Here is a 21838-nt window from a genome sequence, read left to right as displayed (position 1 = left end):
TCAACGGGCGGCCGAGGAAATGTCTCGGCTGGAAGACCGCACACGAGGCCTTCGCGGAGGAAGTGTTGCGCTTAATTTGACAAACCGTCACTTCTATAGATGGGAATCATTTTGAATTGAAACCAAACGTGAACAGAATTCGTACACAGATTAACCATTACAAAAGGAGACCAAATCATGAGACGTGAACAACATATCCGCCGCCTCGTCGACTACGCAAAACAAAGTCAGCGCTGGGCCATCATTTTAGCAGTCGCATCGTTCATCATCACCGGGACACTGATCCGGACGGTCGACCAATCTGAATATCTCTTGCTTGGTTTCGGTTTTCTTGGCGTCATTCCGCTCCTCGTTCGCGAGTGGCGGTTCGGCACGATTCGAGCCTCGTTCAACGATAATGCGACGTATCAACGGCTCGTCCGGTTGCCGTTCTGGATGACGTTGTTCGGTTTAGTGATTCTTTATTCGATTTTGGGATGGTACGAGCTTGGGTCACCGGGACCGTCCGTTTTCCTCACACTCGCCATTCTCGTCGGCGGGATGTATCTGCTCCAACGCTATTTCGAGCGAATCATCTTGAAGCTCGAACCGGATTATATCACCGACCGCGAGCTGCATCGCGAGCTGAAATGAAAAAACGAGGTCACCCGGCGCGGGGAGACCTCGTTTTTGTGTTCACAAGTATCGTTCGTTCATGACTCGACCCCTGATCGGTTTAGCCGGTGAGCCATAAGCGACCACGTGGTTCGGGATGTCTTTCACGACCGTGGCCCCGGCACCGATGACCGTGTCGTGGCCGATATGGACGTTGTGGATGACCGTCGCACTCATGCCGATGAACGTGCGGGCGCCGACATGGACGTTGCCCCCGAGATGGGCACCTGGGGCAACTGAAGCGAACGATTCGAGCACACAGTCGTGATCGACCGATGCCATCGTGTTGATGATGCTGTGCGGACCGATGACGGCGTTCGGATTGATGACGCTGCCGGCCATGACGGCCGTCCCTTCACCGAGCGTGACGTTCTTGCCGATGACGGCGCTCGGGTGGATGGCGTTGATAAATTTGAAGTCTGGGTTATGGTACTTAATTTTTTCGGCAATACGATCACGATGAACGTTGTCTCCGACGCCAATGATCCCTCTTTGAACAACTGTTTTCGAATCAACGAACCCTAGCACTGGATATCCTGCAATGAACTTCCCTAAAAGTGAAGGACTATCATCATAAATTCCAGCAATACGATAAACCCCCATCAATTCGAGAATATCAATCAGAACTTGTGCGTGACCGCCTGCACCAAATATCACAATCCATTCCATGATTGGCCACCCCTTTTTTGCCGAAAACTGTCGAAATTTTATCTTGTACGTTAGTTATTTCCGATTCCCTATTTTTAAAACAAAACTAGAAAGAAGTTGCGATCATTGTTTGATATCAAAACATATTCGAAGAAGGGGGAGTGTGACTACGTACAAATATGAATGTTCACAAATCTGAAACAGCATGATTTGGATTGCAAAAGCATTATCCGCATTTCCGTTTTGTTGTTTTTCAGACGGGCTATTTTCCTAAAGTAATCTATCGATGGGAGGAGTGCTCGCCATGCCTTTGAAACTGATGTATATCACGAACCAGCCGGATATCGCGCTGCTCGCCGAACAGAACGGGGTCGACTGGGTATTTGTCGATTTGGAGTTGAACGGAAAAGAGGAACGGCAAGGTCATCTTGATACGGTCATCTCGCGCCACGCGATTCGCGACGTGAGCCGGTTGCGCGCTGTCTTGAAGCATGCCGAGCTGCTCGTACGCGTCAATCCGATTTTCCAAGGCTCACGCTATGAGATCAATGAGGTCATTAACCGTGGAGCGGACGTCGTCATGTTGCCGTACTACAAGACGGTTGACGAAGTTGAGACGTTCATCGAGCTCGTCGACAAGCGAGCCAAAGTCTGTCTGTTGTGTGAGACGAAAGAGGCCGTCGCTTGTATGTCGGACGTGCTCAAATTAACAGGCATCGACTATATTCATATCGGGCTGAACGACCTTCATTTGAGTTACGGACAAAGTTTCCTATTCGAGCCGCTCGCCGACGGAACAATCGAGGCGATTGTTCGTCAAATGCAGGCGGTCGGCATCCCGTATGGCTTTGGTGGCATCGCCCGGATTGGGGAAGGGAAGCTCCCGGCCGAGAAAGTGATTGGGGAGCATGTCCGGCTCGGTTCGTCACTTGCGATTCTATCGCGCAGCTTTTTTAACGTTGGTTCGATTGGAAAACTTGACGCCAAACAGGCACAAATGTTCCAAGAAGGGGTATGGAAAATTAGAGTGTACGAGCAACAGCTCGAACACGCGACACCGGAGTGGTTGGAATTGAATCGGTTGAGCCTCGTCTCGACCGTCGATGCCATCACGGCGGAAATCCAGAACCGGAAGGGGATCTTATCTTGAATTTGCTGTCGACAGGAGTGCGATTGACTCCTGAACTACTCGCAAAACTCGAACAACTTGGCTATACAGTGACGACGCTCCGTGAAGAGGCGGATGTCACTGACATCGACGTTTCAGAAGTCGAGGGCTTGATTTGTAACAACGTGTTCCAATATTGTCACGTCGACGATTTTGAACGGCTGCGGTTCGTCCAAGCCGTCAGTGCCGGACTCGACCGTCTTCCGCTCGACGAGCTCGAGGACCGAGGTATCCGTGTTTATAACGCCGGCGACACGTATGCCGTGCCGATGGCCGAATGGGTCGTCTGGCAGCTGCTCGACTTCATGAAGCACGGGGCAGCATTTCGCGAGAAGCAGGCGAATCGGCATTGGGAGAAGGAACGCCGTTTACGCGAATTGACTGGGAAGACCGTGGCCTTGCTTGGGCTCGGTCATGTCGGGGAGGCGGTTGCGACCCGGCTCCGGGCGTTTGATATGACGATCATCGGTGTCGGTCATCGCGAGAAACAAGTGCCGTTCGTCGACCGTTACGTGTTGATGGATGAGTTGCATGATGTATTGGCGGAGAGTGACGTCGTCGTCGTCGCCTTGCCACTCACCGACGACACGTATCATGTGATCGATGCCGAGGCGATTGCGGCGATGAAGGAAGATGCCGTCCTATTGAATGTGGCGCGCGGATCGATCATCGACGAGGAGGCGCTCATCGCGGCACTCGAGGAAGGAAAGTTCTTCGGGGTCGCCTTGGATGTCTTTGAGACCGAGCCGCTCCCGTCCGATCATCCGCTCTATAACTTCGAGTGGGTGACGCTCACCCCCCACAATTCGTACGTGTCGGACCGGGTGAACGAGCGTTTATTTCATAACATTATGGATCACCTGAAAATCGAGCAGTTAAACAATTGACCTACAGTGCATACGTGTAAATCGTTCACTGACAAAGGAAGTGAGGGGCTCAAGACCGAATAAGGGAACGAGAGGACTATAACGTATAGAGATGGATGGTGAGACTTGTATGAAGGTGTTATGGTTGATTAATGTTCCTTTGCCCGAGGCAAGTCATTTATTACATGAATCATCAACCCCATATGGTGGATGGCTCGTCAACACCTCTAGATATTTATCAAATCTTGATGAAGTAAAACTTTCAGTCGCATTTCCAAGTAAACAAGCGAAGCGCGTGAAACGGTTAGAAGGAGACAAAATCATATATTATCCATTTTCTCCGATAAAAAAGGTGAGTGATCCTTCTATTCAAAATCATCAGCGGTTTGCAGCAATTCTCCAGGAAGTGTCGCCAGACCTCGTTCATATCTTTGGGACAGAGATGCCGCACACGTTAGCGATGGTCAACGCTTGCCGACGACAAGGTGTGAAGACGGTGGTGTCCATCCAAGGACTCGTCTCCGTCATCGAGAAACATACGTTTGCCGGACTGCCCCAAGACGCCATTCACAATAAAACGTTTCGAAACTGGGTTCGTCACGACCATGTGAGCGGATTGCGAAAAACGTTCCAAGTGCGCGGGGAGGCTGAACGGGAGGCGATTCGGAAAGTGGACCATGTCATCGGCAGAACAACTTGGGACCGGGCGTGTGTCTCACAAATTAATGACCAGGCCACTTACTTCCATTGCAACGAGACGTTACGGGAATCGTTTTACCATGAGACGTGGGAGCGGGAGAAATGTGAGCCCCATTCGATTTTCTTGAGCCAAGGTCAATATTCCATCAAAGGGTTGCATTTCATGTTAGAAGCCATGCCGTTGATTTTGCAACGGTATCCGGACGCGAGGTTGTACATTGGCGGCAGCGATTTGACGGATCGGTCCGGTTTGAAAAATAAGCTGTTCGCCACACATTATGGCAATTATATTCAATCATTGATTGACCAGTATAACTTAAGCGGGCATATTTCATTCACGGGAACGTTGGATGAGCAAGCCATGTGCCAACGTTATCTCAAGTCCCATGTATTTGTCTGTCCGTCTACCATCGAAAACAGTCCGAATTCATTGGCAGAGGCGATGCTATTAGGAGTGCCATCCGTCGCGTCTTATGTAGGTGGGACGAGTGATATGTTGACCGATAAAAAAGAAGGGTTCCTGTACCAACATGATGCCCCTTACATGTTGGCTTATTATGTCTGTAAAGTTTTTGAGGACGATGTGCTAGCTAAAAGCTTATCCGCAGCAGCGCAGCAACGGGCAAAAGTCACCCACGACCAAGAATTGAATCTACAACGTCTGCTAGAGATTTATCAGGACATGTTAACTCCATAGTTACACCTCAATAGACGAACCGATTGCGATGATGCAATCGGTTTTTTTCGTTTTTTATACTTCACAAAAAGATTATCCACGGCTCATTCCGTTTGTGAGTTACCGGAAAGGGCTTACGGGAACAACGAGGATAGCATCCTCACATCATGAAACGACAACTTAGAAGGAGTGACCCACATGCCAAGCCTTACCCCGCTCGTCAGTTTGGTCGTACCCATCTATAACACAAGCGCCTATTTGAGACAGTGTCTCGACAGCCTCGTCCACCAAACATATCCCCATCTTGAAATCATTTGTATCGATGACGGCAGTACGGATCACAGTCTCGACATTGCGTTGACCTACGACAAAGATCCGCGTGTTCGTATCATCAGCCAGACGAATCGCGGATGTTCCGCTTGTCGGAATCGAGGGCTTCAACTGGCATCGGGTGAGTACATCATGTTCATCGACAGTGACGATTGGCTGGACCTGGATGCGATTCGGTTGATGGTCGAACATGCAGAGGCTGAACGTGCCGACGCTGTCATGGGGACGTATGTGCGCGAATACGAAGGACGCTCACTCCCGAAACGAATCTTTGAAGCGGACTTTTTGTCATATAACGCAGAGGAGACGAGACGCTATGTCCATCGCCGTCTGTTCGGACTTGTCGGGGAGGAACTGGCTCACCCGGAAACGGTGGATGCGCTCAATTCGAACTGCATCACGCTCTATCATCGCGATCTCATCAAACATTTATCATTTGGTGGACCATATGGTACGTTCGTCGACTTATATTTTCAAATCCAAGCGTTGGAGCATTGCCACCGATTCATTTATATCGATTATCCGGTCTACCATTATCGAAAAACGAATAGAAGGTCGGAAACGAGTGTTTATCATAAAGATCTCATCGCTTCACGCATGCAGTTCTTCCATATCTTGATGCGCTATATCGAGACACATCAGCTTGGAGAGGATTACAATCACGCGCTCTATAATCGAATCGCCCTCAGCATGATCGGCATCGGCTTGAACGAACTCGCCGCGCCGAAGTCACTTTTCGCCCAGGCAGAGTCGTTGAAACAAGTGCTCCGGCAAGAAGAATATAAACGCGCCTACTCGCAGATGGATATGCGTTATTTCGACATCAAATGGCGGACGTTCTTCCAGCTCTGTAAACATGAACAGACCGTACCGCTCGTCTTAATGTTGCGTGGGGTCGATTATCTTCGGAAACGTGTGTGAGGAGGAGAAAACGATGAAACGAGTGCTCATGGTCGCCTCGGTCGTCTCGATGATCGAGAGCTTTAACCGCGACAATATCCGCATGCTCCAAGAGATGGGGTATCAAGTCGATGTTGCCACGAACTTTGAATGGGGAAGCATGTATTCGCCGGAGAAGATTGCCCGCATCAAACAGGACTTAGAGGCGAACGGCGTCACGCTCTTCCAAATCGATTTCGAGCGCGACATCAAGAAGATGAACGGCCACGTCCGCGCCTATCAACAGTTGAAAGCCGTGATGACGGCGAACCGCTATCACTTCATCCACTGCCACTCGCCGATCGGCGGGGTCGTCGGCCGGCTCGTCGCGCGTCAGACGCACACACCATGCATGTACACCGCGCATGGCTTTCATTTCTTCAAAGGGAGTCCGTCGCTCAACTGGATGCTGTATTATCCGGTCGAACGGACGCTCGCCCGCATGACCGACACGATCGTCACCATCAACGAAGAGGACTTCTCGCGGGCACAAACGTTCAAGACGTCGCACACGTTCCGCATCCCGGGGATTGGCGTCGACACGAAACGGATCGAGGCGGTTACGATTGACCGACCTGCAAAACGTCTAACGCTCGGCATCGACAGTGACACTGACTTCGTCTTGTTGTCGGTCGGCGAGTTGAATGAGAACAAGAACCACGAGACGATTATCCGCGCCATCGCTTCGCTCAAGGAACCGACGCTACGTTATTTGATCGCCGGGACGGGTGACAACAAGGAAAACCTCGAGCGGCTCATTCGTCAGCTCGGGCTCGAGCGGCAAGTGGTCTTGCTCGGTTTCCGGGACGACGTCATCGAAGTGATGAAGGCGGCGGACTGCTTCGTCTTCCCATCGAAACGGGAAGGGCTCGGCATGGCCGCGCTCGAGGCGATGGCCGCCGGACTCCCGCTCATCACGTCGAACGTGCATGGCATCAATGACTATTCGATCGACGGGGTGACCGGCTACAAATGTTCGCCGGAAGACGTGACCGGATTCGCCCGGGCCATCCGGACGATGCAACTCGATTTCGATTTGTCCCATCAGATGGGGCTCCATAACAGTGAGTCGGTCAAAGCGTTCGACGTCGACCGTTCGAAATCGGAGATGCGTCGCATCTATTCCCAATTCGTTCAGGATAAGCCGACATGATAGTTCATGAAAAGATGGTAAAGATTTCTTTCCGATTTGCAGTGAGCGTCGGGTAAGGAGTAAAGACAGAGAACGACCTCAACGTCACGACTGGATTTTAGTGTACGCAACTTTGTCTGAAGGAGGGCTTATGAGTGAAAAGTCAAACGATGTTACTCTCAGAAATATTCGGGGTGTTAAAGAAAAATATGTTGCTTCTTTTCTTGATGATCCTCGTGGGCGGGGGTGCAGCCTACTATTTAAGCCAGTATGTGATTGCACCGACTTATGAGGCCTCGACACAAGTACTGATTGTACCGAAGGAAGAGGCCGGTACGAATGTCGTCGACAGTTCACAAGTCTCATCTTCACTATCTCTTGTGAACACATATCGAGTCATTATGCGCAGCCCGGCCATTTTGAACGAGGTCCAAGCTCGAGTGGCGGAAGCACCGAAAGACATTAGTGAGATTCTTTTAGTCGAAAGTGAAGAAGAATCACAAGTCATTAACATCGTTGTGGAGTACGGGAATCCGGTCGTTGCTACCGAGATTGCCAACGTCATCACACGCGTGTTCGCCAGTGAGATTCCTGATTTGATGAATATCGACAATGTTCGCATCCTATCAGAAGCCGTCGTACCAGGCGAACCAATCGCCCCGAATATCATTATGAATACTGCGATCGGGCTGCTTGCGGGCTTTGTGGTCGGAGGCGTACTCGCCCTCATCCGTCATACGTTCGATAAACGGATTCACGATGAGCGTGAGGCCGAACTGATTTTGGCAATGCCGGTCATCGGTTCGATCCCGGTCATTGAAAAACGTGACATGAACCCGAAGGTAGTGAAACCAAAAACTGAGGCTGCCAAGGAGCCGAAAGGAGACGATCCACATGTTCCACCTGTCAAAGAGACAAGACAAACATCGTGATTCTGGGCGCAGCCTTATCACGCTAGCCAATCCTAAATCCCCAATCGCTGAACAATATCGAACGATTCGCACCAATCTACAGTTCACGGCGCTTGGGGCCACGTTACAAACGATCGTCGTCACATCGGCTTCACCAGGCGAAGGGAAATCGACGACGGCCTCGAACTTGGCCATCGTCTACGCACAACTTGGAAAAAAGGTGCTGCTCATGGATTGTGACATGCGCAAGCCGACGGTCCATTTCACGTTCCAGCTTGCGGGTCAAACGGGATTGTCCACCGTCCTCGCCAAACGGACGACGTTCGACCGTTCGGTTCAAATGACAAAAGTGCCGAAGCTTCACTTGTTGGCAGCGGGTCCGATTCCGCCGAACCCGTCGGAACTGCTCGCATCGCCGATGATGAAGCAATTGTTGGATGAGGTGAAAGCGAAGTACGACTTGATCATCTTGGATGCGCCACCGCTCATGCACGTGGCGGACAGCCGACTTCTCGCGAGTGAGACCGATGGGACAATCCTCGTCGTGGGTTGTGATAATTCGAATCGGGACCTAGTGCTGAAAGCGAAAGAACAACTCGTCTTGTCTGGCGCCCATATGTTGGGGATCGTGATGAACAAACGAGAACGAGCCGGCAAGGATGCATACTACGCATACACGTATGAATGAAGCATCAATCGGCTGATTTGATTTGAATTACGGGAAGCAAGAGGAGGAAGCGAAATGAAAAACCCACTCGTCTCGATTGTCATCCCCGTCTACAATGGAGCGGACTATTTGAAGGAAACGATTGAAAGTGCCCTCGCCCAAACGTATGAGCGGGTAGAAGTGATTGTAGTCAACGATGGCTCGACCGATGGTGGGGCGACGGCGGAGATTGCCCGTAGCTTTGGGAATCGGATTCGGTACTTCGAAAAACCGAATGGCGGGGTATCGACTGCGCTCAATTTAGGAATCGAGAAGATGCGAGGCGAATGGTTCTCGTGGCTGAGTCATGACGACCTCTATACCGCAGATAAAATCAAAACACAGGTCCAGCATCTAGAGAAACTAGGTGAGCAGGCGGAACACCATATCCTTTCATGCGGTACGAAATTGATTGATGAGTCGGGACGTCCGATTCATCGACCGAGAAGACAACCGAAAGGTATGTATACGAACGAAGACATGTTCAAGTACTTGTTGCTGGACGCGTGCTTGAGCGGATGCGCCTTATTGATTCCGAAACAAGCACTCAAACGCGTCGGTGGGTTTCCGACGTCGTATCGGTATATCCAGGACTGGGTGTGTTTCACTGATTTGGCTCTGGAGGGCTACCATTTCAAGATGACGACAGAGCCGCATGAGAAGACGCGCATTCATGCGAAGCAACAAACGAAAAAGATTGCGAACCTCGCACCGATTGAAACGGCTCGTTTCTTCGAACAGCTATTGATTCGACTTGACGCAATCAACAGTGAGACAACACCACAGATTAAAACCGTGTTTAAAGCCGTCTATCGTTCGACCGAACCAGAAGTCAGGGACGAGTTGATTCGACGGTTCGACGGGAATCGGCACTTGAATTGGGTCGATCAAAAAATATTACTTGTCTCTTCGTTCATCTATCATCGCCTATTGACTCTTTACCGGGGCATGATGAACCTTCGTTATCGCTGACAGTCGAAAAGGAGGAGGTCGTATGTGGATCTATCTGATTAATATGTTGCTTCTGATCGCATGGGCGGCGCTCCTCCTGCGTGATGACGGAATCAAGCATGGGAAACTGCTGTTTGTGACGATTGCGACGGGCCAATGGATTCTATTGTCTGGGTTTCGTCACTTCAGCGTCGGAGCGGACACGATGCAATACAAATGGATGTTCGATGAGACGAAGCGAATCTCGTGGGAGCGATTAAGTGATAATTTTGTCAACGTTGTGTTTGGAGATGGGGACGGTCGAGATCCAGGGTACTATCTGTTGCAGAAGATGATTCAACTCGTAACCGAAAACTATCAGTGGTATCTCGTGACGGTCGCGCTCTTGTTCCTCATCCCGTTCGGAGTCTGGATATACCGAAACTCGACAGAACCGCTGCTCAGTTTCTTGATTTTCTCGACCTTGTTCTATGCTTTCTTTGCCATCACCGGCATCCGGCAAACGATTGCGACGGCCATCGCTGTATTGATTGGTTACTATTTTATTCAAACGAGACGATTTTGGCCATTTGTCGGGGCCGTATTGCTTGCAGCGACGATTCATAAATCCGCACTCGTCTTCCTTCCGTTTTATTTCTTGGCAACGAAGACGATCACGCCGCGTTATCTGTTGTTCATGGGTGCTTTGATCCCATTCTTGTTCGTGTTTCGCGTCCAATTGTTCGAATTCTTCCGTACCATCAGCGGTTACAACGAATATGAGTATTACACGGGGGCAGGGACGTTTAACTTCTCTATGATTTTGATTTTGATCACGATTGTGTCGCTTTGGCGACGTGAGCAGATGATTGCGGTCAATCCGAACGTGACTCATTATTTGAACGCCTTGCTGCTCGCGCTTTGCTTTCTGCCGCTCACGTTCATCAACCCCTCGATGATGCGAATCGTCCAATATTTTTCCATCTTCGTCATGTTGTTGATCCCAGAACTGATCCGTTCCTTCGAACGTCGGGAGCGCCTGCTCGTCTATTACGTGGCCATCACGATGCTGTTGCTCTTGTTTGTCCGTAACGAACCGCTTTATATGTTCTTTTGGCAACAGAAATAAGGGGAGGGGAATCTGGTGACGACGAAAGTGGAGTTTGATGAACAAAAAAGTTCACGGCAAATCAAAATCGGTGTACTCATGTCTTACATCGCCATCGGATTTAATATCCTCGCCGGGCTGTTCTACACACCATGGATGATTGCGGAAATTGGGAAGGCGAACTATGGACTCTATATGCTATCGCTGTCGCTCGTCAGCATCTTCGCGCTAGATTTCGGCTTGGAGGCGGCGGTGTCACGCTTCCTGTCAAAATATCATGCGCTCGGAGATTCAGAAGGAGCGTCCCGTTTTCTAGGTGTCGCGTTCAAACTTTTCCTCGGCATTGCAATTCTGATTGGAATTGTCCTGATTGGTGTGTACGTGATGATCGATACGATTTACGCGAGTCTATCACCGACTGAAGTGGAGACGCTTAAAGTTTTATATATCATGGTCGGCTTTTACATCGTCGTCTTGTTCCCGACCAAACCGTTCAATGGGATTTTTATCGCGAACGAACGGTTCGTCGTCCTCAACTGGTTCAACTTGATCGAGAAAGTATCGACCGTCGTCTTGATGATTGGTGCGCTCTTGTTCGGATTTGGCTTGTACGCACTCGTTTTCGTCAACGCCATCGTCGGTCTATCCATCATCATCGGCAAAGGCATCTACCTGCTCCGCAGAACGGAGACGGCCATCGACTTTTTGCATAACAGCCGTTCGATGTACCGGGATATCTTTTCCTTCTCCTCTTGGACGACCGTCATCGCTATCGCCCAACGTTTCATCTTGAACATCACCCCGACCATTCTCGGGGCTTTGGCGAGCAGTGCCTCCATCGCCTTGTTCTCAATCGGGATGGTCATTGAGGGATACGTTTGGACCATTTCATCAGCGATCGGATCACTCTTCCTGCCGAAGGTCACGCGTATGACCACCTATAATCGACAGTCCGAATTGGATAACTTATTGGTCCGTGTCGGACGCATCCAGTTGTACATCGTCGGATTGATTATCATCAGTTTTGCGACGATGGGACGGGAGTTCATCGGTCTATGGGTGGGTCCCGACTTCTTTCCGTCCTATGTGGTCGCGTTATTACTCATTCTTCCTGGAATCATCACGTTGACGCAAGAAATCGCCTACACGACGTTGATCGCGGTCAATCAAATCAAGTACCGGGCGTTCGCATCGCTCATCGTCGCGATGGTCAGTGTGATCCTGTCGCTTCTCTTATCGCCGCATTACGGGGCGATTGGTGCTGCCATCGCCATCTTGATTGGGAATTTGGTCGGTACTGTCGTCTTTATGAACATCGTGTATATACGCGTCTTGAAATTAAATATGTGGAAATTTTTCTACGAATGCCATGTGAAGACTGCACCAGCGTTGGTTTTTCTAGGCGTGGCGGGCCTAGTGGTACAACGATACTTACCTGTCGACTCACTGATTCATTTTCTCTTTAAAGCTGCTGCGGTCGGTCTCGTCTACTTTATCTTTCTATGGATCTTTACGTTTCGGGATGATGAAAAAGAACTGTTGCGTGGGTTTATCAGATATGCATCGAAGACATCCTGAACGGGGTGTCTTTTTTTCAAGGGATGCAAACATTAGACATGTCATCTTTCAAAAAAATGATAGACATTTCTTTCCTATTCTCACAATGAGACGGGTAACACGATAGTATCAACATCATTGCAATTGTTTCCAACTCAACTTTCCCATCACCTTTAGAAGCAACTGACGTCATGACAAAGGAGAGGATTCGCAATGTTTAAGGACAAGACATTATTGATCACTGGAGGCACAGGCTCATTCGGAAACGCTGTCATGCAACGTTTCCTGAAAACGGATATTAAAGAGATTCGCATTTTTTCACGAGACGAGAAAAAGCAGGACGATATGCGTAAGCTCTATCATGACGATAAACTCAAATTTTATATCGGAGATGTTCGTGATGTGAACAGTGTGCGCAACGCGATGTACGGCGTCGATTACGTCTTTCATGCGGCGGCATTGAAACAAGTTCCTTCGTGCGAGTTCTTCCCTCTAGAAGCAGTGAAGACGAACGTGCTCGGGACGGATAACGTCTTGAACGCGGCCATCGAACAACAAGTCCAAAAGGTCATCTGCCTATCGACGGACAAGGCGGCCTATCCGATCAATGCGATGGGCATTTCGAAAGCGATGATGGAAAAAGTCTTCGTCGCCAAAGCAAAAGCCGTGGGCCCGGACCAAACATTGATTTGCGGCACACGTTATGGAAACGTCATGGCATCAAGGGGTTCTGTCATTCCATTATTCGTGGACCAAATTAAACGAGGCGAGCCGTTGACCGTGACGGACCCGTTCATGACACGATTCTTGATGAGTCTCGAAGATGCGGTCGAACTCGTCGTCTTCGCCTTCAAGAACGCGCATGCGGGAGATATCATGGTCCAAAAATCACCTGCGTCCACGATTGGAGTGTTGGCCCAAGCGTTGCTCGAGCTGTTCCATGCGAACAACCCGATCAAAGTCATTGGCACACGGCATGGTGAAAAGTCATACGAGACGTTATTGACACGAGAAGAGAATGTCGTCGCGGAAGACATGGGCGGCTTTTACCGGGTGCCGGCTGACACGCGCGACTTGAACTACGATAAATATTTCAATGAAGGAAGCAAGCGCTTGACGGTCGAGGGCGAATATAACTCGGCCAACACAGAACAGTTGAACGTCGAGCAAGTGAAGCAACTCTTGTTGACCCTTCCGTACATCCAACAAGAACTTGCGAGCTGGGTGAAAGTATCATGAAGATTCTTGTCACCGGGGCAACTGGATTCATCGGCAAGAATCTGGTCGCCGAATTAACCGCACGGGGTCACGATGTATTCTCGTCCACACGCGATACGTCGGAAGCCGAACTTCAACAATTTTGCCAACACGCTGAGTTCGTCTACCACTTGGCCGGGGTGAACCGCTCGGAAACTGAAACCGAGTTTGTGGAAGGGAACACCGGGTCCACCGAGCAGTTGGTCGCATCGTTAACCGCTCATGAGAATGACGCGCCCATCATGTTTGCCTCCTCGATTCAAGCGACTCAGGACAATCCGTATGGACGCAGTAAACTCGCGGCGGAGAACGTCTTGAGACACGAACATGAGAAAACGGGGCGCACCATCTATCTGATCCGCTTCCCGAACCTGTTCGGAAAGTGGGGACGGCCGAATTATAACAGTGTCGTCGCAACATTTTGTTATCGGGTGGCACGAGACTTGCCGATAGAAATTCACGACCCGGCACGCACCGTGCAACTGGCGTATATCGATGACGTGATCGATGCGTTGGTCGGCTTGCTCGATGTGAGAAGACGAACCCAGGCCGTGTATGAGGAAGAAGTTGCAGTCCATCCGCCAATCGAGCTCGGCCGAATCGCCGACTTGTTACAGACATTCAAAGAAAGTCGCCAAAGCTTGGCCGTCCCGAATTTAGAGGATGTGTTTACGAAGCAACTGTACAGCACGTACCTCAGTTACTTGCCTGTCGATCGCTTCGCTTATGACTTGAAGTTGAATGAAGATGCACGCGGGTCGTTCACGGAATTCATCCGGACACCCGACCGGGGACAAGTGTCCGTCAACGTTGCCAAGCCGGGAATTACGAAAGGGAACCACTGGCACCACACGAAAAATGAAAAGTTCCTCGTGGTCAGCGGCGAGGCGTTAATTCGTTTCCGCAAGGTCGGAGAGAACGAGGTCCATACGTATCACGTCACGGGAGAGATGATGCGTGTGCTCGATATCCCGACCGGCTATACACACAACATTGAAAACATCGGAACGACCGACTTGGTGACCGTCATGTGGGTGAATGAGGCCTATGACCCGAACAACCCGGACACATACTTTATGGAGGTGCAAGATGAAACGACTCAAAGTGATGACCATCGTCGGGACGCGTCCCGAAATCATACGCCTGTCGGCCGTTATTCATAAACTGGAACACTCTGAGGCCATCGAGCACGTCCTCGTGCATACGGGACAAAATTATGACTATGAATTAAATGAAGTGTTTTTCGAGGATTTCTCTTTGCGAAAACCCGATTACTTTCTTAATTCTGCGACGGGCAGCCCGATTGAGACGATTGGTAACATTCTCATCCAAGTCGATCCCGTGCTTGAACTCGAACGTCCGGATGCGGTGTTGATTCTCGGAGATACAAACTCTTGTCTTGCGGCGATTGCAGCCAAACGCCGGAAAATCCCGATTTTCCATATGGAGGCGGGAAACCGTTGCTTCGACCAACGTGTCCCGGAAGAAATCAACCGCAAGATCGTCGACCATACCGCGGACGTGAATTTGACGTACAGCGATATCGCCCGGGAATACCTTCTCCGAGAAGGGCTCCCGGCGGAACGAATCATCAAGACGGGAAGCCCGATGTTCGAGGTGTTGATGTCGAAACGAGAGGCGATTGAACAGTCAGATGTGCTGAGCCGGCTTGAACTGACTCCGGACCACTACTTCATCGTCTCGGCGCATCGAGAAGAGAACGTCAACTCCGACAAACACTTCTTGGCACTTGTCGACAGTTTGAACGCAATCGCGGGGCAGTATGGACTACCGGTCATCGTCAGCACCCATCCACGGACGATGAAGCGGATTCATGAATTGAACGTCTCGTTCCATCCGCTGGTCCGGCTCCTCAAGCCGCTCGGATTTGTCGACTATAACCACCTTCAACTGCACGCCAAAGCGGTGCTCAGTGACAGCGGGACGATTAGCGAAGAGTCTTCCATCCTTGGATTGAGAGGGTTGAATATCCGAGAGACGCATGAGCGGCCGGAGGCGATGGAAGAAGGGGCCGTCTTGATGGTCGGGCTTGAGAAAGAGCGAATCTTACAAGGATTGTCGGTCGTCATGGAGCAGGAGCGGCCTCGCCTCGTCAGTGACTACAGCATGCCGAACGTCTCGGACAAAGTGGTACGGATTTTGATCTCGTACACGGATTATGTCCGACGCGAGGTATGGAAAGGCACGACCGACCCCCGTCAAACCGTAAGGGAGGGTGAACGATGAAACAAAAACTCGTCTTTATCGGGAATATCGCTTCCCCTTATCAAGTGAAACTGTGCTACGCCTTGGAAGAATATTTTGACGCTGAATTTTGGTTTTATGAACACCTCGATCAAAATCGGCCGGACTGGTGGAAAATCCCGCTCGGCGAGAAGTGTCAAATCTTAAAACACACGAAGTGGTTTCCAAAACTCGGTTATCTCTCGCTCGGATTGATCCCAGAGCTGATTCGGTTCAAACCGGATGTCATCCTACTCGGCGGATTCATGGCTGGACATGCCGGCATCGTGAGAGTGGCAAAACTGTTCGGAATCAAGACCGTCGTCATGAGTGAACCGATTCGTCCGCTACAAAATGACGACGACCCTTCTGATCGGCTCACGAATCCTCAAGACAATCCATATAAAACGAAACTGTTGCACTGGATGTTCAAGGATGCCGACTTATATTTCGGGATGGGGACGGTAGCGGTCGAGCAATTCAAGGACCATCTCGGGTTTGATCCTGAAAAAGTTGTGCATGCGACATATGCACAGGACATTGATGCTTACTTCGATCATGGGTTGAGACGGAAACAGCCAGGCGACACCTTCAAACTTTTGTTTGCGAATCGTCTCGTCGAACGCTATCAGCCGCTGCTCGTGTTAGAAGCATATCGGAATTTATCAAAACGCTATTCCCTCGAACTCTATTTGAATAATTCAGGACAACAACTCGAGGCGTGTAAAGCATATATCGCAGAGCACGATTTGAAGAACGTCCACTTCTTAGATGAGATCCGGGCGTGGGACGAGATGCCGAAAGTGTATGAACAAGCGGATATCTTGGTCCTGCCGGCCACGTATTCGAACGGGAACGGGACCATCATCGAAGCGAGAGCCTCAGGCATGGGGGTCGTCATCAGCGATCAAATCAATAACGTCTCCCATCACTCCGTAGACGGAAAGAACTGCTACATGTGTGACATCACGGTCGAATCGATCGAACGAGGGATTGAACAGTACCTCGAACATCCGGAGCGTCTCATCGAACATGGCATGTTATCGCGGGAACTCGTCAAGTTCCATCGAAACGATGTCACGGCCAAAGGATACTATGACACGTTACGCGCGAAACAAATCATTTCGTAAAGGAGAGACGTCATGAACGTGGGCATCATGCAACCTTACTTCTTCCCTTATATCGGGTACTTCCAGTTGATCCATGCGGTCGATACATTCGTTGTGTATGACGACGTTCATTTCATCAAAAAAGGGTGGATTCATCGAAATCGTGTCCTGATTGATGGAAACCCTCACCCGTTCACGTTATCAATTCAAAAGATGAGCCAAAATCGTTTGATTTGCGACCATGAACGGGCACAACCGGATGAGATTGCCGAACAACAGTTGAAACTGTTGCGACACGCCTATCACAAAGCCCCTCAGTTCGAACACGTCTTCCCATTGCTCGAACGAGTGATTCGTCATCCCGAACGAAACGTCGGGAAGTATTTGGCAAACGGCATCGAGGAAGTCGCACGGTATCTCGGCATCTCGACGACATTCATTCTTTCGTCGGAGTTGAACGCTGGATTCGGATTGAAGGGCCAAACGAGGATTATCAAGATGTGTGAACAGTTAAGGGCGACGCATTACGTGAATGCAATCAACGGAATGTGCTTGTATGATGCCGATGTGTTCGAACAGGCGAGGATTGATCTATCGTTTATCAAGACCGATTCAATCACGTACGATCAAGGACCCTATACGTTCCAACCGAACTTGTCCATCATCGACGTGATGATGCATTGTTCCAAACCGGAAATCCAATTCATGCTTGAACGGTACGCACTCGTCTCGAATCGCCAAGTGACCTAGGAGGTGCCTTATGCTACACATCGTCGATATCCAATCCGCCGCATTTCCGGCTCATCCAGCATCAAATCAGCCTGACCGTCCGCCAGAAGCTATTCCCGTCACCAAATCGATACTCCCATCATTTGAAGAGTATTCGGATGAGATTCGTGAGTTGTGGGCATCGGGATGGTTGACGAACAACGGCGCCAAACATCAGCAACTCGAGCATGAGTTGATTGATTATTTAGGAGTCGAGCATGTATCCCTGTTCACGAACGGACACTTGGCACTCGAGACGGCAATCGAGGCATTCGGATTGACGGGAGAAGTCATCACGACCCCTTTTACCTTTGCTTCGACGAGTCACGCCTTAATCCGTAAAGGGCTGACACCCGTGTACGGAGATATCCGTCCAGACGACTTTACACTCGACGCTTCCAAATTAGAGCGACTGATCACGACGAAAACCTCGGCCATCCTACCCGTCCATGTGTACGGAAATGTATGCGACGTCGAGGCAATCGAAGCGATTGCCAAGCAACACAACCTGAAAGTGATCTATGACGCGGCCCATACGTTCGGCGTCAACGTGAACGGTCGAGGAATCGGCTCGTTCGGGGACGTCTCGATGTTCAGTTTCCACGCCACGAAAGTGTTCCATACGATTGAAGGTGGCGCCTTGACGTACAATGACCCGGCCTTGAAGCCCCGTTTCGATCAGTTGAAAAACTTTGGCATTACTGGCCCGGAAACGGTTCAAGAGCCGGGTGGAAACGCCAAAATGAATGAGTTTCAGGCGGCGATGGGGTTATGTAACTTGCGTCATATTGAGGAGACGATCATGCGTCGGAAACGCGTGCGCGAGCAATATGACGCGTTACTCAAAAACGTCCAAGGGATTCGAATCCTGACACCTCAACCCGGCGTCAAAACGAACCATTCCTATTATCCCATCATCTTGACGGCGGAGGAGAATCGACGGGATGAGCTGCATGACGCCTTGGCGAAGGAAGGCATCTTCACCCGGAAGTATTTCTATCCGCTCGTGACGGATTATGCGTGGAATCAGAACCGGTTTGCGAGCCGCAGCACCCCCGTCGCCCGTGAGATTGCCGAGCGGGTACTGACACTTCCGCTTTATCCAGACCTTGCCGCAGAAGACGTGACACGGATTTGCACGGTGATTCAAGAAAGGATGATGAAACGATGAAAGGCATCATATTAGCAGGCGGGAACGGAACGCGCCTCTATCCAATGACAAAGGCCGTCTCCAAACAACTGTTACCGGTCTACGATAAACCGTTGATTTACTATCCGATGTCCGTGTTGATGTTAGCGGGGATTCGAGAAATCCTGCTCATTTCGACCCCGCAAGATATCGGTGGATATGAGCGTCTGTTCGGGGACGGCCATCAGCTCGGCATCGACATTTCCTATAAAGTGCAGACGAAGCCGGTCGGACTGGCCGACGCCTTTATTCTAGGAGCGGATTTTATCGGCGATGATTCGGTCTGTCTCATCTTAGGGGATAACGTGTTTTACGGACCCGATTTGACGCGCTTCTTGAAACACGCGCAAGCGAAAAAACAAGGGGCGACTGTCTTTGGCTACCCGGTAAAAGATCCGCGAGCCTTTGGTGTCGTCGAATTCGATGCCGAAAACCGGGTCGTCTCGATTGAAGAAAAACCGGCGGCCCCAAAATCGAATTATGCGGTCCCGGGACTATACTTCTACGACAATCAAGTTGTCGAATTCGCCAAACGTGTCGAACCTTCCGCAAGGGGCGAACTTGAAATCACGTCGATCAACAACATGTATCTCGAGCGCGGGGAGTTGAACGTCGTGCTGTTCGGACGAGGGATGGCATGGCTCGACACCGGAACGCCAGAAGGTATGATCAAAGCGTCCGTGTTCGTCCAAACGGTCCAAGAGCGGCAAGGTTATTACATCGCCTGTCTCGAAGAAATCGCCTGGCGTCGCGGATTCATCACACGAGACGAGTTGAAGGATATCGGTTTGACGCTCAAGATGACCGATTATGGACAATATCTCTTATCACTCGTCGAGGAAGGAGAGAGAACGGATGCGAACAATCCTAGTGACTGGCGGAGCCGGGTTCATCGGTTCAAATTTCATAAAACACTTGCGGGCAAAACATCCAGCGTACCGCATTCTTAACGTCGATGCGCTCACGTATGCAGGGAATCTCGAGAACCTTCGGGAGTTCGAGGCAGATCCCCTCTACCATTTCGAGAAAACCGACATTCGTGATCGGCAAGCAATGGACCGATTGTTCACGACGTATGAAGTCGATGAAGTCGTCCACTTCGCAGCAGAATCGCATGTGGACCGTAGCATCACCGAGCCTGAACTGTTTTTGACGACAAACGTTCTCGGGACGCAAGTGCTGCTCGACACGGCGATGCGTCATTGGAAAGTCGCCCCTGATGATAAGTACAGCCGGGAGTATGAGGCAGGCGTCTGTTTTGTCCATGTGTCGACGGATGAAGTGTACGGGTCACTCGGCGCGACCGGTTATTTCACCGAGGACTCGCCGATTGCCCCGAACAGCCCGTATTCGGCCTCGAAAGCGAGCTCTGACCTGCTCGTTCGGGCTTATCACGAGACGTACGGGTTGCCGGTCAAGACGACGCGATGCAGCAACAACTATGGGCCGTACCAGTTCCCGGAGAAGCTCATCCCGCTCATGATTCATAACTGTATGTCGAACTTGCCGTTACCGGTTTACGGCGACGGGCAACAGATTCGGGATTGGTTGCATGTGAGCGATCACTGTGAGGCCATCGATGTTGTTCGAGAGAACGGAAGGTTCGGTGAGGTTTACAACATCGGGGGGCATAATGAAAAAACAAACTTGGAGCTCGTTCACATCATCCTTAAAGCGTTCGGACAGTCAGACGAGTTGATTCAATTCGTGAAAGACCGTCCGGGACACGATCGACGTTACGCGATCGACGCGACCAAGATGGCCGACGAACTCGGATGGACCCCGCGATATCGATTTGAAGATGGAATCGTCGAGACGATTCAATGGTATGTGGAGCATCCTGAATGGATTGAACGGATTGTGTCCGGTGCGTATCAATCCTACTACGACTCGATGTATTCTTCGTTCCGATAGGAGGGAGTTCCCATGTATGCACGTTTTGTGAAACGTCCGCAAGACATGATTCTTGCGACGATCTCACTGCTCGTTTTAAGTCCCGTCCTCGTGACGGTCGCGGGTCTCATCAAGTGGAAGCTCGGGGGACCGGTACTGTTCAAACAAAAACGTCCCGGGAAAGACGGCGTCATCTTCGAGATGGTGAAGTTTCGGACGATGACCGATGAGCGGGATGAGCACGGCGAGCTGTTGCCGGACGAGGTGCGCTTGACCCCGTTCGGTCAGACGCTCCGGTCACTCAGTCTCGATGAGCTACCGAGTCTGCTCAACATCGTCAAGGGCGACATCGCCATCGTCGGACCGCGCCCGTTGCTCGTCGAGTATTTACCGCGATATAACGAGGAACAGCGCCGACGACACGACGTCCGTCCCGGACTGACGGGCCTCGCGCAAGTGAACGGACGGAACCGGTTGTCGTGGCCTGATCGCTTTGCGCTCGACGCGAAGTACGTCGACAACGTCACGTTTCTCAATGACTGGAAGATCATCCTGCAGACGGTCGGGAAAGTCGTGAAGAAGGACGGCATCTCGTCGGATACGGCGGCGACGATGGAGGCGTTTATGGGGGATGAGGTCATTGAGGCGGAGTATCGGATTGGGAGTAAATGATTGGTGATGACCAGGTTTTCGGTTGGACAAATCGTCTGACGGACACCTGGTATTTTTTATGTCGTGGTATCGAAAAACATACACCTTTTTATAAAAACAGGAGACAAAATTTAGAAATTAGATGGTATATTGTTCTTTGGAAAATCTTAATGGGTGTTACATATAAAGTACAAAGGAAGATATGAATGAAAAAGTGGGTCAGTTTGATTGTAGTGATGTTGTTGGTATTTAGTTCGTTTAATTGGAGGGTGTTGGGGGCTCCTGATTTCGAGGCTCCGAAGTTGATCAGCTATTCAACAGGTGAGGGACGCTACACGGTCGGGGACCAGGTGCCGGTAGAAATCCGAGTCAGTGACAACCTTAGTAAGCAACCGTGGGTGAC

General features: G+C 50.5%; 22 protein-coding genes. 21 read left to right on the top strand and 1 reads right to left on the bottom strand.

What is annotated here, in order from left to right; translation table 11 throughout:
* The first annotated feature begins 177 nt into the window (after nucleotides 1–177).
* Entirely contained in the window at nucleotides 178–633 is a 456-nt protein-coding gene (locus KNP74_RS04555; RefSeq protein ID WP_214763569.1) for a hypothetical protein, read from the top strand.
* A 42-nt stretch (nucleotides 634–675) separates the two neighbouring features.
* Here the strand turns inward: KNP74_RS04555 and KNP74_RS04550 are convergent, their stop codons facing one another.
* Nucleotides 676–1323 (bottom strand): acetyltransferase, encoded by a 648-nt coding sequence (locus KNP74_RS04550; protein WP_214763568.1) that lies wholly within the window; start codon nucleotides 1321–1323, stop codon nucleotides 676–678.
* Nucleotides 1324–1606: 283 nt separating this feature from the next.
* Here KNP74_RS04550 and KNP74_RS04545 point away from each other — a divergent pair, with 283 nt between their 5' ends.
* The 20 genes from KNP74_RS04545 to KNP74_RS04450 form a co-directional block, all read left to right on the top strand.
* Complete coding sequence (locus tag KNP74_RS04545) at nucleotides 1607–2452, top strand: aldolase/citrate lyase family protein (RefSeq protein WP_214763567.1); 846 nt, start codon at nucleotides 1607–1609, stop codon at nucleotides 2450–2452.
* A complete protein-coding gene (locus KNP74_RS04540; protein WP_214763566.1) occupies nucleotides 2449–3357 on the top strand; it encodes a D-2-hydroxyacid dehydrogenase in 909 nt (302 codons plus the stop codon). Before KNP74_RS04545 ends, KNP74_RS04540 begins: the two co-directional genes overlap by 4 nt.
* A 421-nt stretch (nucleotides 3358–3778) precedes the next feature.
* Nucleotides 3779–4732 carry a glycosyltransferase family 4 protein gene (locus KNP74_RS04535; protein WP_251130075.1) on the top strand — a complete coding sequence of 318 codons (954 nt, stop codon included), beginning with the start codon at nucleotides 3779–3781 and terminating at the stop codon, nucleotides 4730–4732.
* Between the two features lie 177 nt (nucleotides 4733–4909).
* Complete coding sequence (locus KNP74_RS04530; RefSeq protein WP_214763565.1) at nucleotides 4910–5962, top strand: glycosyltransferase family 2 protein; 1053 nt, start codon at nucleotides 4910–4912, stop codon at nucleotides 5960–5962.
* A gap of 13 nt (nucleotides 5963–5975) precedes the next feature.
* Nucleotides 5976–7133, top strand: coding sequence for a glycosyltransferase family 4 protein (locus KNP74_RS04525; RefSeq protein ID WP_214763562.1), 1158 nt, complete (start codon nucleotides 5976–5978; stop codon nucleotides 7131–7133).
* Nucleotides 7134–7267: 134 nt separating this feature from the next.
* Nucleotides 7268–8044 (top strand): YveK family protein, encoded by a 777-nt coding sequence (locus KNP74_RS04520; protein WP_214763560.1) that lies wholly within the window; start codon nucleotides 7268–7270, stop codon nucleotides 8042–8044.
* Complete coding sequence (locus KNP74_RS04515; RefSeq protein ID WP_214763559.1) at nucleotides 8007–8711, top strand: CpsD/CapB family tyrosine-protein kinase; 705 nt, start codon at nucleotides 8007–8009, stop codon at nucleotides 8709–8711. The genes KNP74_RS04520 and KNP74_RS04515 overlap by 38 nt, the downstream gene beginning before the upstream one ends.
* Nucleotides 8712–8765: 54 nt before the next feature.
* Nucleotides 8766–9701, top strand: a complete 936-nt coding sequence (locus tag KNP74_RS04510) for a glycosyltransferase family 2 protein (protein ID WP_214763557.1) — start codon at nucleotides 8766–8768, stop codon at nucleotides 9699–9701.
* Nucleotides 9702–9723: 22 nt separating this feature from the next.
* On the top strand, nucleotides 9724–10788 hold the full coding sequence (locus KNP74_RS04505) for an EpsG family protein (RefSeq protein WP_214763556.1): 1065 nt from the start codon (nucleotides 9724–9726) through the stop codon (nucleotides 10786–10788).
* A gap of 15 nt (nucleotides 10789–10803) precedes the next feature.
* Entirely contained in the window at nucleotides 10804–12345 is a 1542-nt protein-coding gene (locus KNP74_RS04500) for an oligosaccharide flippase family protein (protein WP_214763554.1), read from the top strand.
* A 192-nt stretch (nucleotides 12346–12537) separates the two neighbouring features.
* Nucleotides 12538–13563: a polysaccharide biosynthesis protein gene (locus KNP74_RS04495; protein ID WP_034778988.1), complete on the top strand. Its 1026-nt coding sequence runs from the start codon at nucleotides 12538–12540 to the stop codon at nucleotides 13561–13563.
* Nucleotides 13560–14744 carry a polysaccharide biosynthesis C-terminal domain-containing protein gene (locus tag KNP74_RS04490; protein WP_214763552.1) on the top strand — a complete coding sequence of 395 codons (1185 nt, stop codon included), beginning with the start codon at nucleotides 13560–13562 and terminating at the stop codon, nucleotides 14742–14744. The genes KNP74_RS04495 and KNP74_RS04490 overlap by 4 nt, the downstream gene beginning before the upstream one ends.
* A complete protein-coding gene (gene wecB / locus KNP74_RS04485; protein WP_138858901.1) occupies nucleotides 14671–15828 on the top strand; it encodes a non-hydrolyzing UDP-N-acetylglucosamine 2-epimerase in 1158 nt (385 codons plus the stop codon). Before KNP74_RS04490 ends, wecB begins: the two co-directional genes overlap by 74 nt.
* Entirely contained in the window at nucleotides 15825–16955 is a 1131-nt protein-coding gene (locus tag KNP74_RS04480; protein WP_138858902.1) for a glycosyltransferase family 4 protein, read from the top strand. Before wecB ends, KNP74_RS04480 begins: the two co-directional genes overlap by 4 nt.
* A gap of 12 nt (nucleotides 16956–16967) precedes the next feature.
* Nucleotides 16968–17684, top strand: a complete 717-nt coding sequence (locus KNP74_RS04475; RefSeq protein ID WP_214763551.1) for a WbqC family protein — start codon at nucleotides 16968–16970, stop codon at nucleotides 17682–17684.
* Between the two features lie 10 nt (nucleotides 17685–17694).
* Nucleotides 17695–18873: a DegT/DnrJ/EryC1/StrS family aminotransferase gene (locus KNP74_RS04470; protein WP_214763549.1), complete on the top strand. Its 1179-nt coding sequence runs from the start codon at nucleotides 17695–17697 to the stop codon at nucleotides 18871–18873.
* A complete protein-coding gene (rfbA, locus tag KNP74_RS04465) occupies nucleotides 18870–19841 on the top strand; it encodes a glucose-1-phosphate thymidylyltransferase RfbA (protein WP_214763547.1) in 972 nt (323 codons plus the stop codon). The genes KNP74_RS04470 and rfbA overlap by 4 nt, the downstream gene beginning before the upstream one ends.
* Complete coding sequence (gene rfbB, locus KNP74_RS04460; protein WP_214763545.1) at nucleotides 19747–20805, top strand: dTDP-glucose 4,6-dehydratase; 1059 nt, start codon at nucleotides 19747–19749, stop codon at nucleotides 20803–20805. Before rfbA ends, rfbB begins: the two co-directional genes overlap by 95 nt.
* Before the next feature lie 12 nt (nucleotides 20806–20817).
* Nucleotides 20818–21456, top strand: coding sequence for a sugar transferase (locus KNP74_RS04455; RefSeq protein WP_214763543.1), 639 nt, complete (start codon nucleotides 20818–20820; stop codon nucleotides 21454–21456).
* Between the two features lie 185 nt (nucleotides 21457–21641).
* The coding region (locus KNP74_RS04450) for a hypothetical protein (protein ID WP_214763541.1) at nucleotides 21642–21838 on the top strand (197 nt) is incomplete at its 3' end.

This window comes from Exiguobacterium sp. s141 (assembly GCF_018618085.1).
GTDB classification, from domain to species: domain Bacteria; phylum Bacillota; class Bacilli; order Exiguobacteriales; family Exiguobacteriaceae; genus Exiguobacterium; species Exiguobacterium mexicanum_A.
The sequence above is the reverse complement of the archived record's forward strand: the minus strand, read 5'-3'. Positions and strand labels throughout refer to the sequence as shown.

Excerpts from the sequence above, each read along its gene's own strand:
- wecB (WP_138858901.1), top strand. The coding sequence starts at position 14,671 with ATGAAACGACTCAAAGTGATGACCATCGTCGGGACGCGTCCCGAAATC.
- KNP74_RS04550 (WP_214763568.1), bottom strand. The coding sequence starts at position 1,323 with ATGGAATGGATTGTGATATTTGGTGCAGGCGGTCACGCACAAGTTCTG.
- KNP74_RS04455 (WP_214763543.1), top strand. The coding sequence starts at position 20,818 with ATGTATGCACGTTTTGTGAAACGTCCGCAAGACATGATTCTTGCGACG.
- KNP74_RS04555 (WP_214763569.1), top strand. The coding sequence starts at position 178 with ATGAGACGTGAACAACATATCCGCCGCCTCGTCGACTACGCAAAACAA.
- KNP74_RS04475 (WP_214763551.1), top strand. The coding sequence starts at position 16,968 with ATGAACGTGGGCATCATGCAACCTTACTTCTTCCCTTATATCGGGTAC.
- KNP74_RS04525 (WP_214763562.1), top strand. The coding sequence starts at position 5,976 with ATGAAACGAGTGCTCATGGTCGCCTCGGTCGTCTCGATGATCGAGAGC.
- KNP74_RS04535 (WP_251130075.1), top strand. The coding sequence starts at position 3,779 with ATGCCGCACACGTTAGCGATGGTCAACGCTTGCCGACGACAAGGTGTG.
- rfbB (WP_214763545.1), top strand. The coding sequence starts at position 19,747 with ATGCGAACAATCCTAGTGACTGGCGGAGCCGGGTTCATCGGTTCAAAT.
- rfbA (WP_214763547.1), top strand. The coding sequence starts at position 18,870 with ATGAAAGGCATCATATTAGCAGGCGGGAACGGAACGCGCCTCTATCCA.
- KNP74_RS04545 (WP_214763567.1), top strand. The coding sequence starts at position 1,607 with ATGCCTTTGAAACTGATGTATATCACGAACCAGCCGGATATCGCGCTG.
- KNP74_RS04510 (WP_214763557.1), top strand. The coding sequence starts at position 8,766 with ATGAAAAACCCACTCGTCTCGATTGTCATCCCCGTCTACAATGGAGCG.
- KNP74_RS04515 (WP_214763559.1), top strand. The coding sequence starts at position 8,007 with ATGTTCCACCTGTCAAAGAGACAAGACAAACATCGTGATTCTGGGCGC.
- KNP74_RS04480 (WP_138858902.1), top strand. The coding sequence starts at position 15,825 with ATGAAACAAAAACTCGTCTTTATCGGGAATATCGCTTCCCCTTATCAA.
- KNP74_RS04490 (WP_214763552.1), top strand. The coding sequence starts at position 13,560 with ATGAAGATTCTTGTCACCGGGGCAACTGGATTCATCGGCAAGAATCTG.
- KNP74_RS04530 (WP_214763565.1), top strand. The coding sequence starts at position 4,910 with ATGCCAAGCCTTACCCCGCTCGTCAGTTTGGTCGTACCCATCTATAAC.
- KNP74_RS04505 (WP_214763556.1), top strand. The coding sequence starts at position 9,724 with ATGTGGATCTATCTGATTAATATGTTGCTTCTGATCGCATGGGCGGCG.
- KNP74_RS04495 (WP_034778988.1), top strand. The coding sequence starts at position 12,538 with ATGTTTAAGGACAAGACATTATTGATCACTGGAGGCACAGGCTCATTC.
- KNP74_RS04470 (WP_214763549.1), top strand. The coding sequence starts at position 17,695 with ATGCTACACATCGTCGATATCCAATCCGCCGCATTTCCGGCTCATCCA.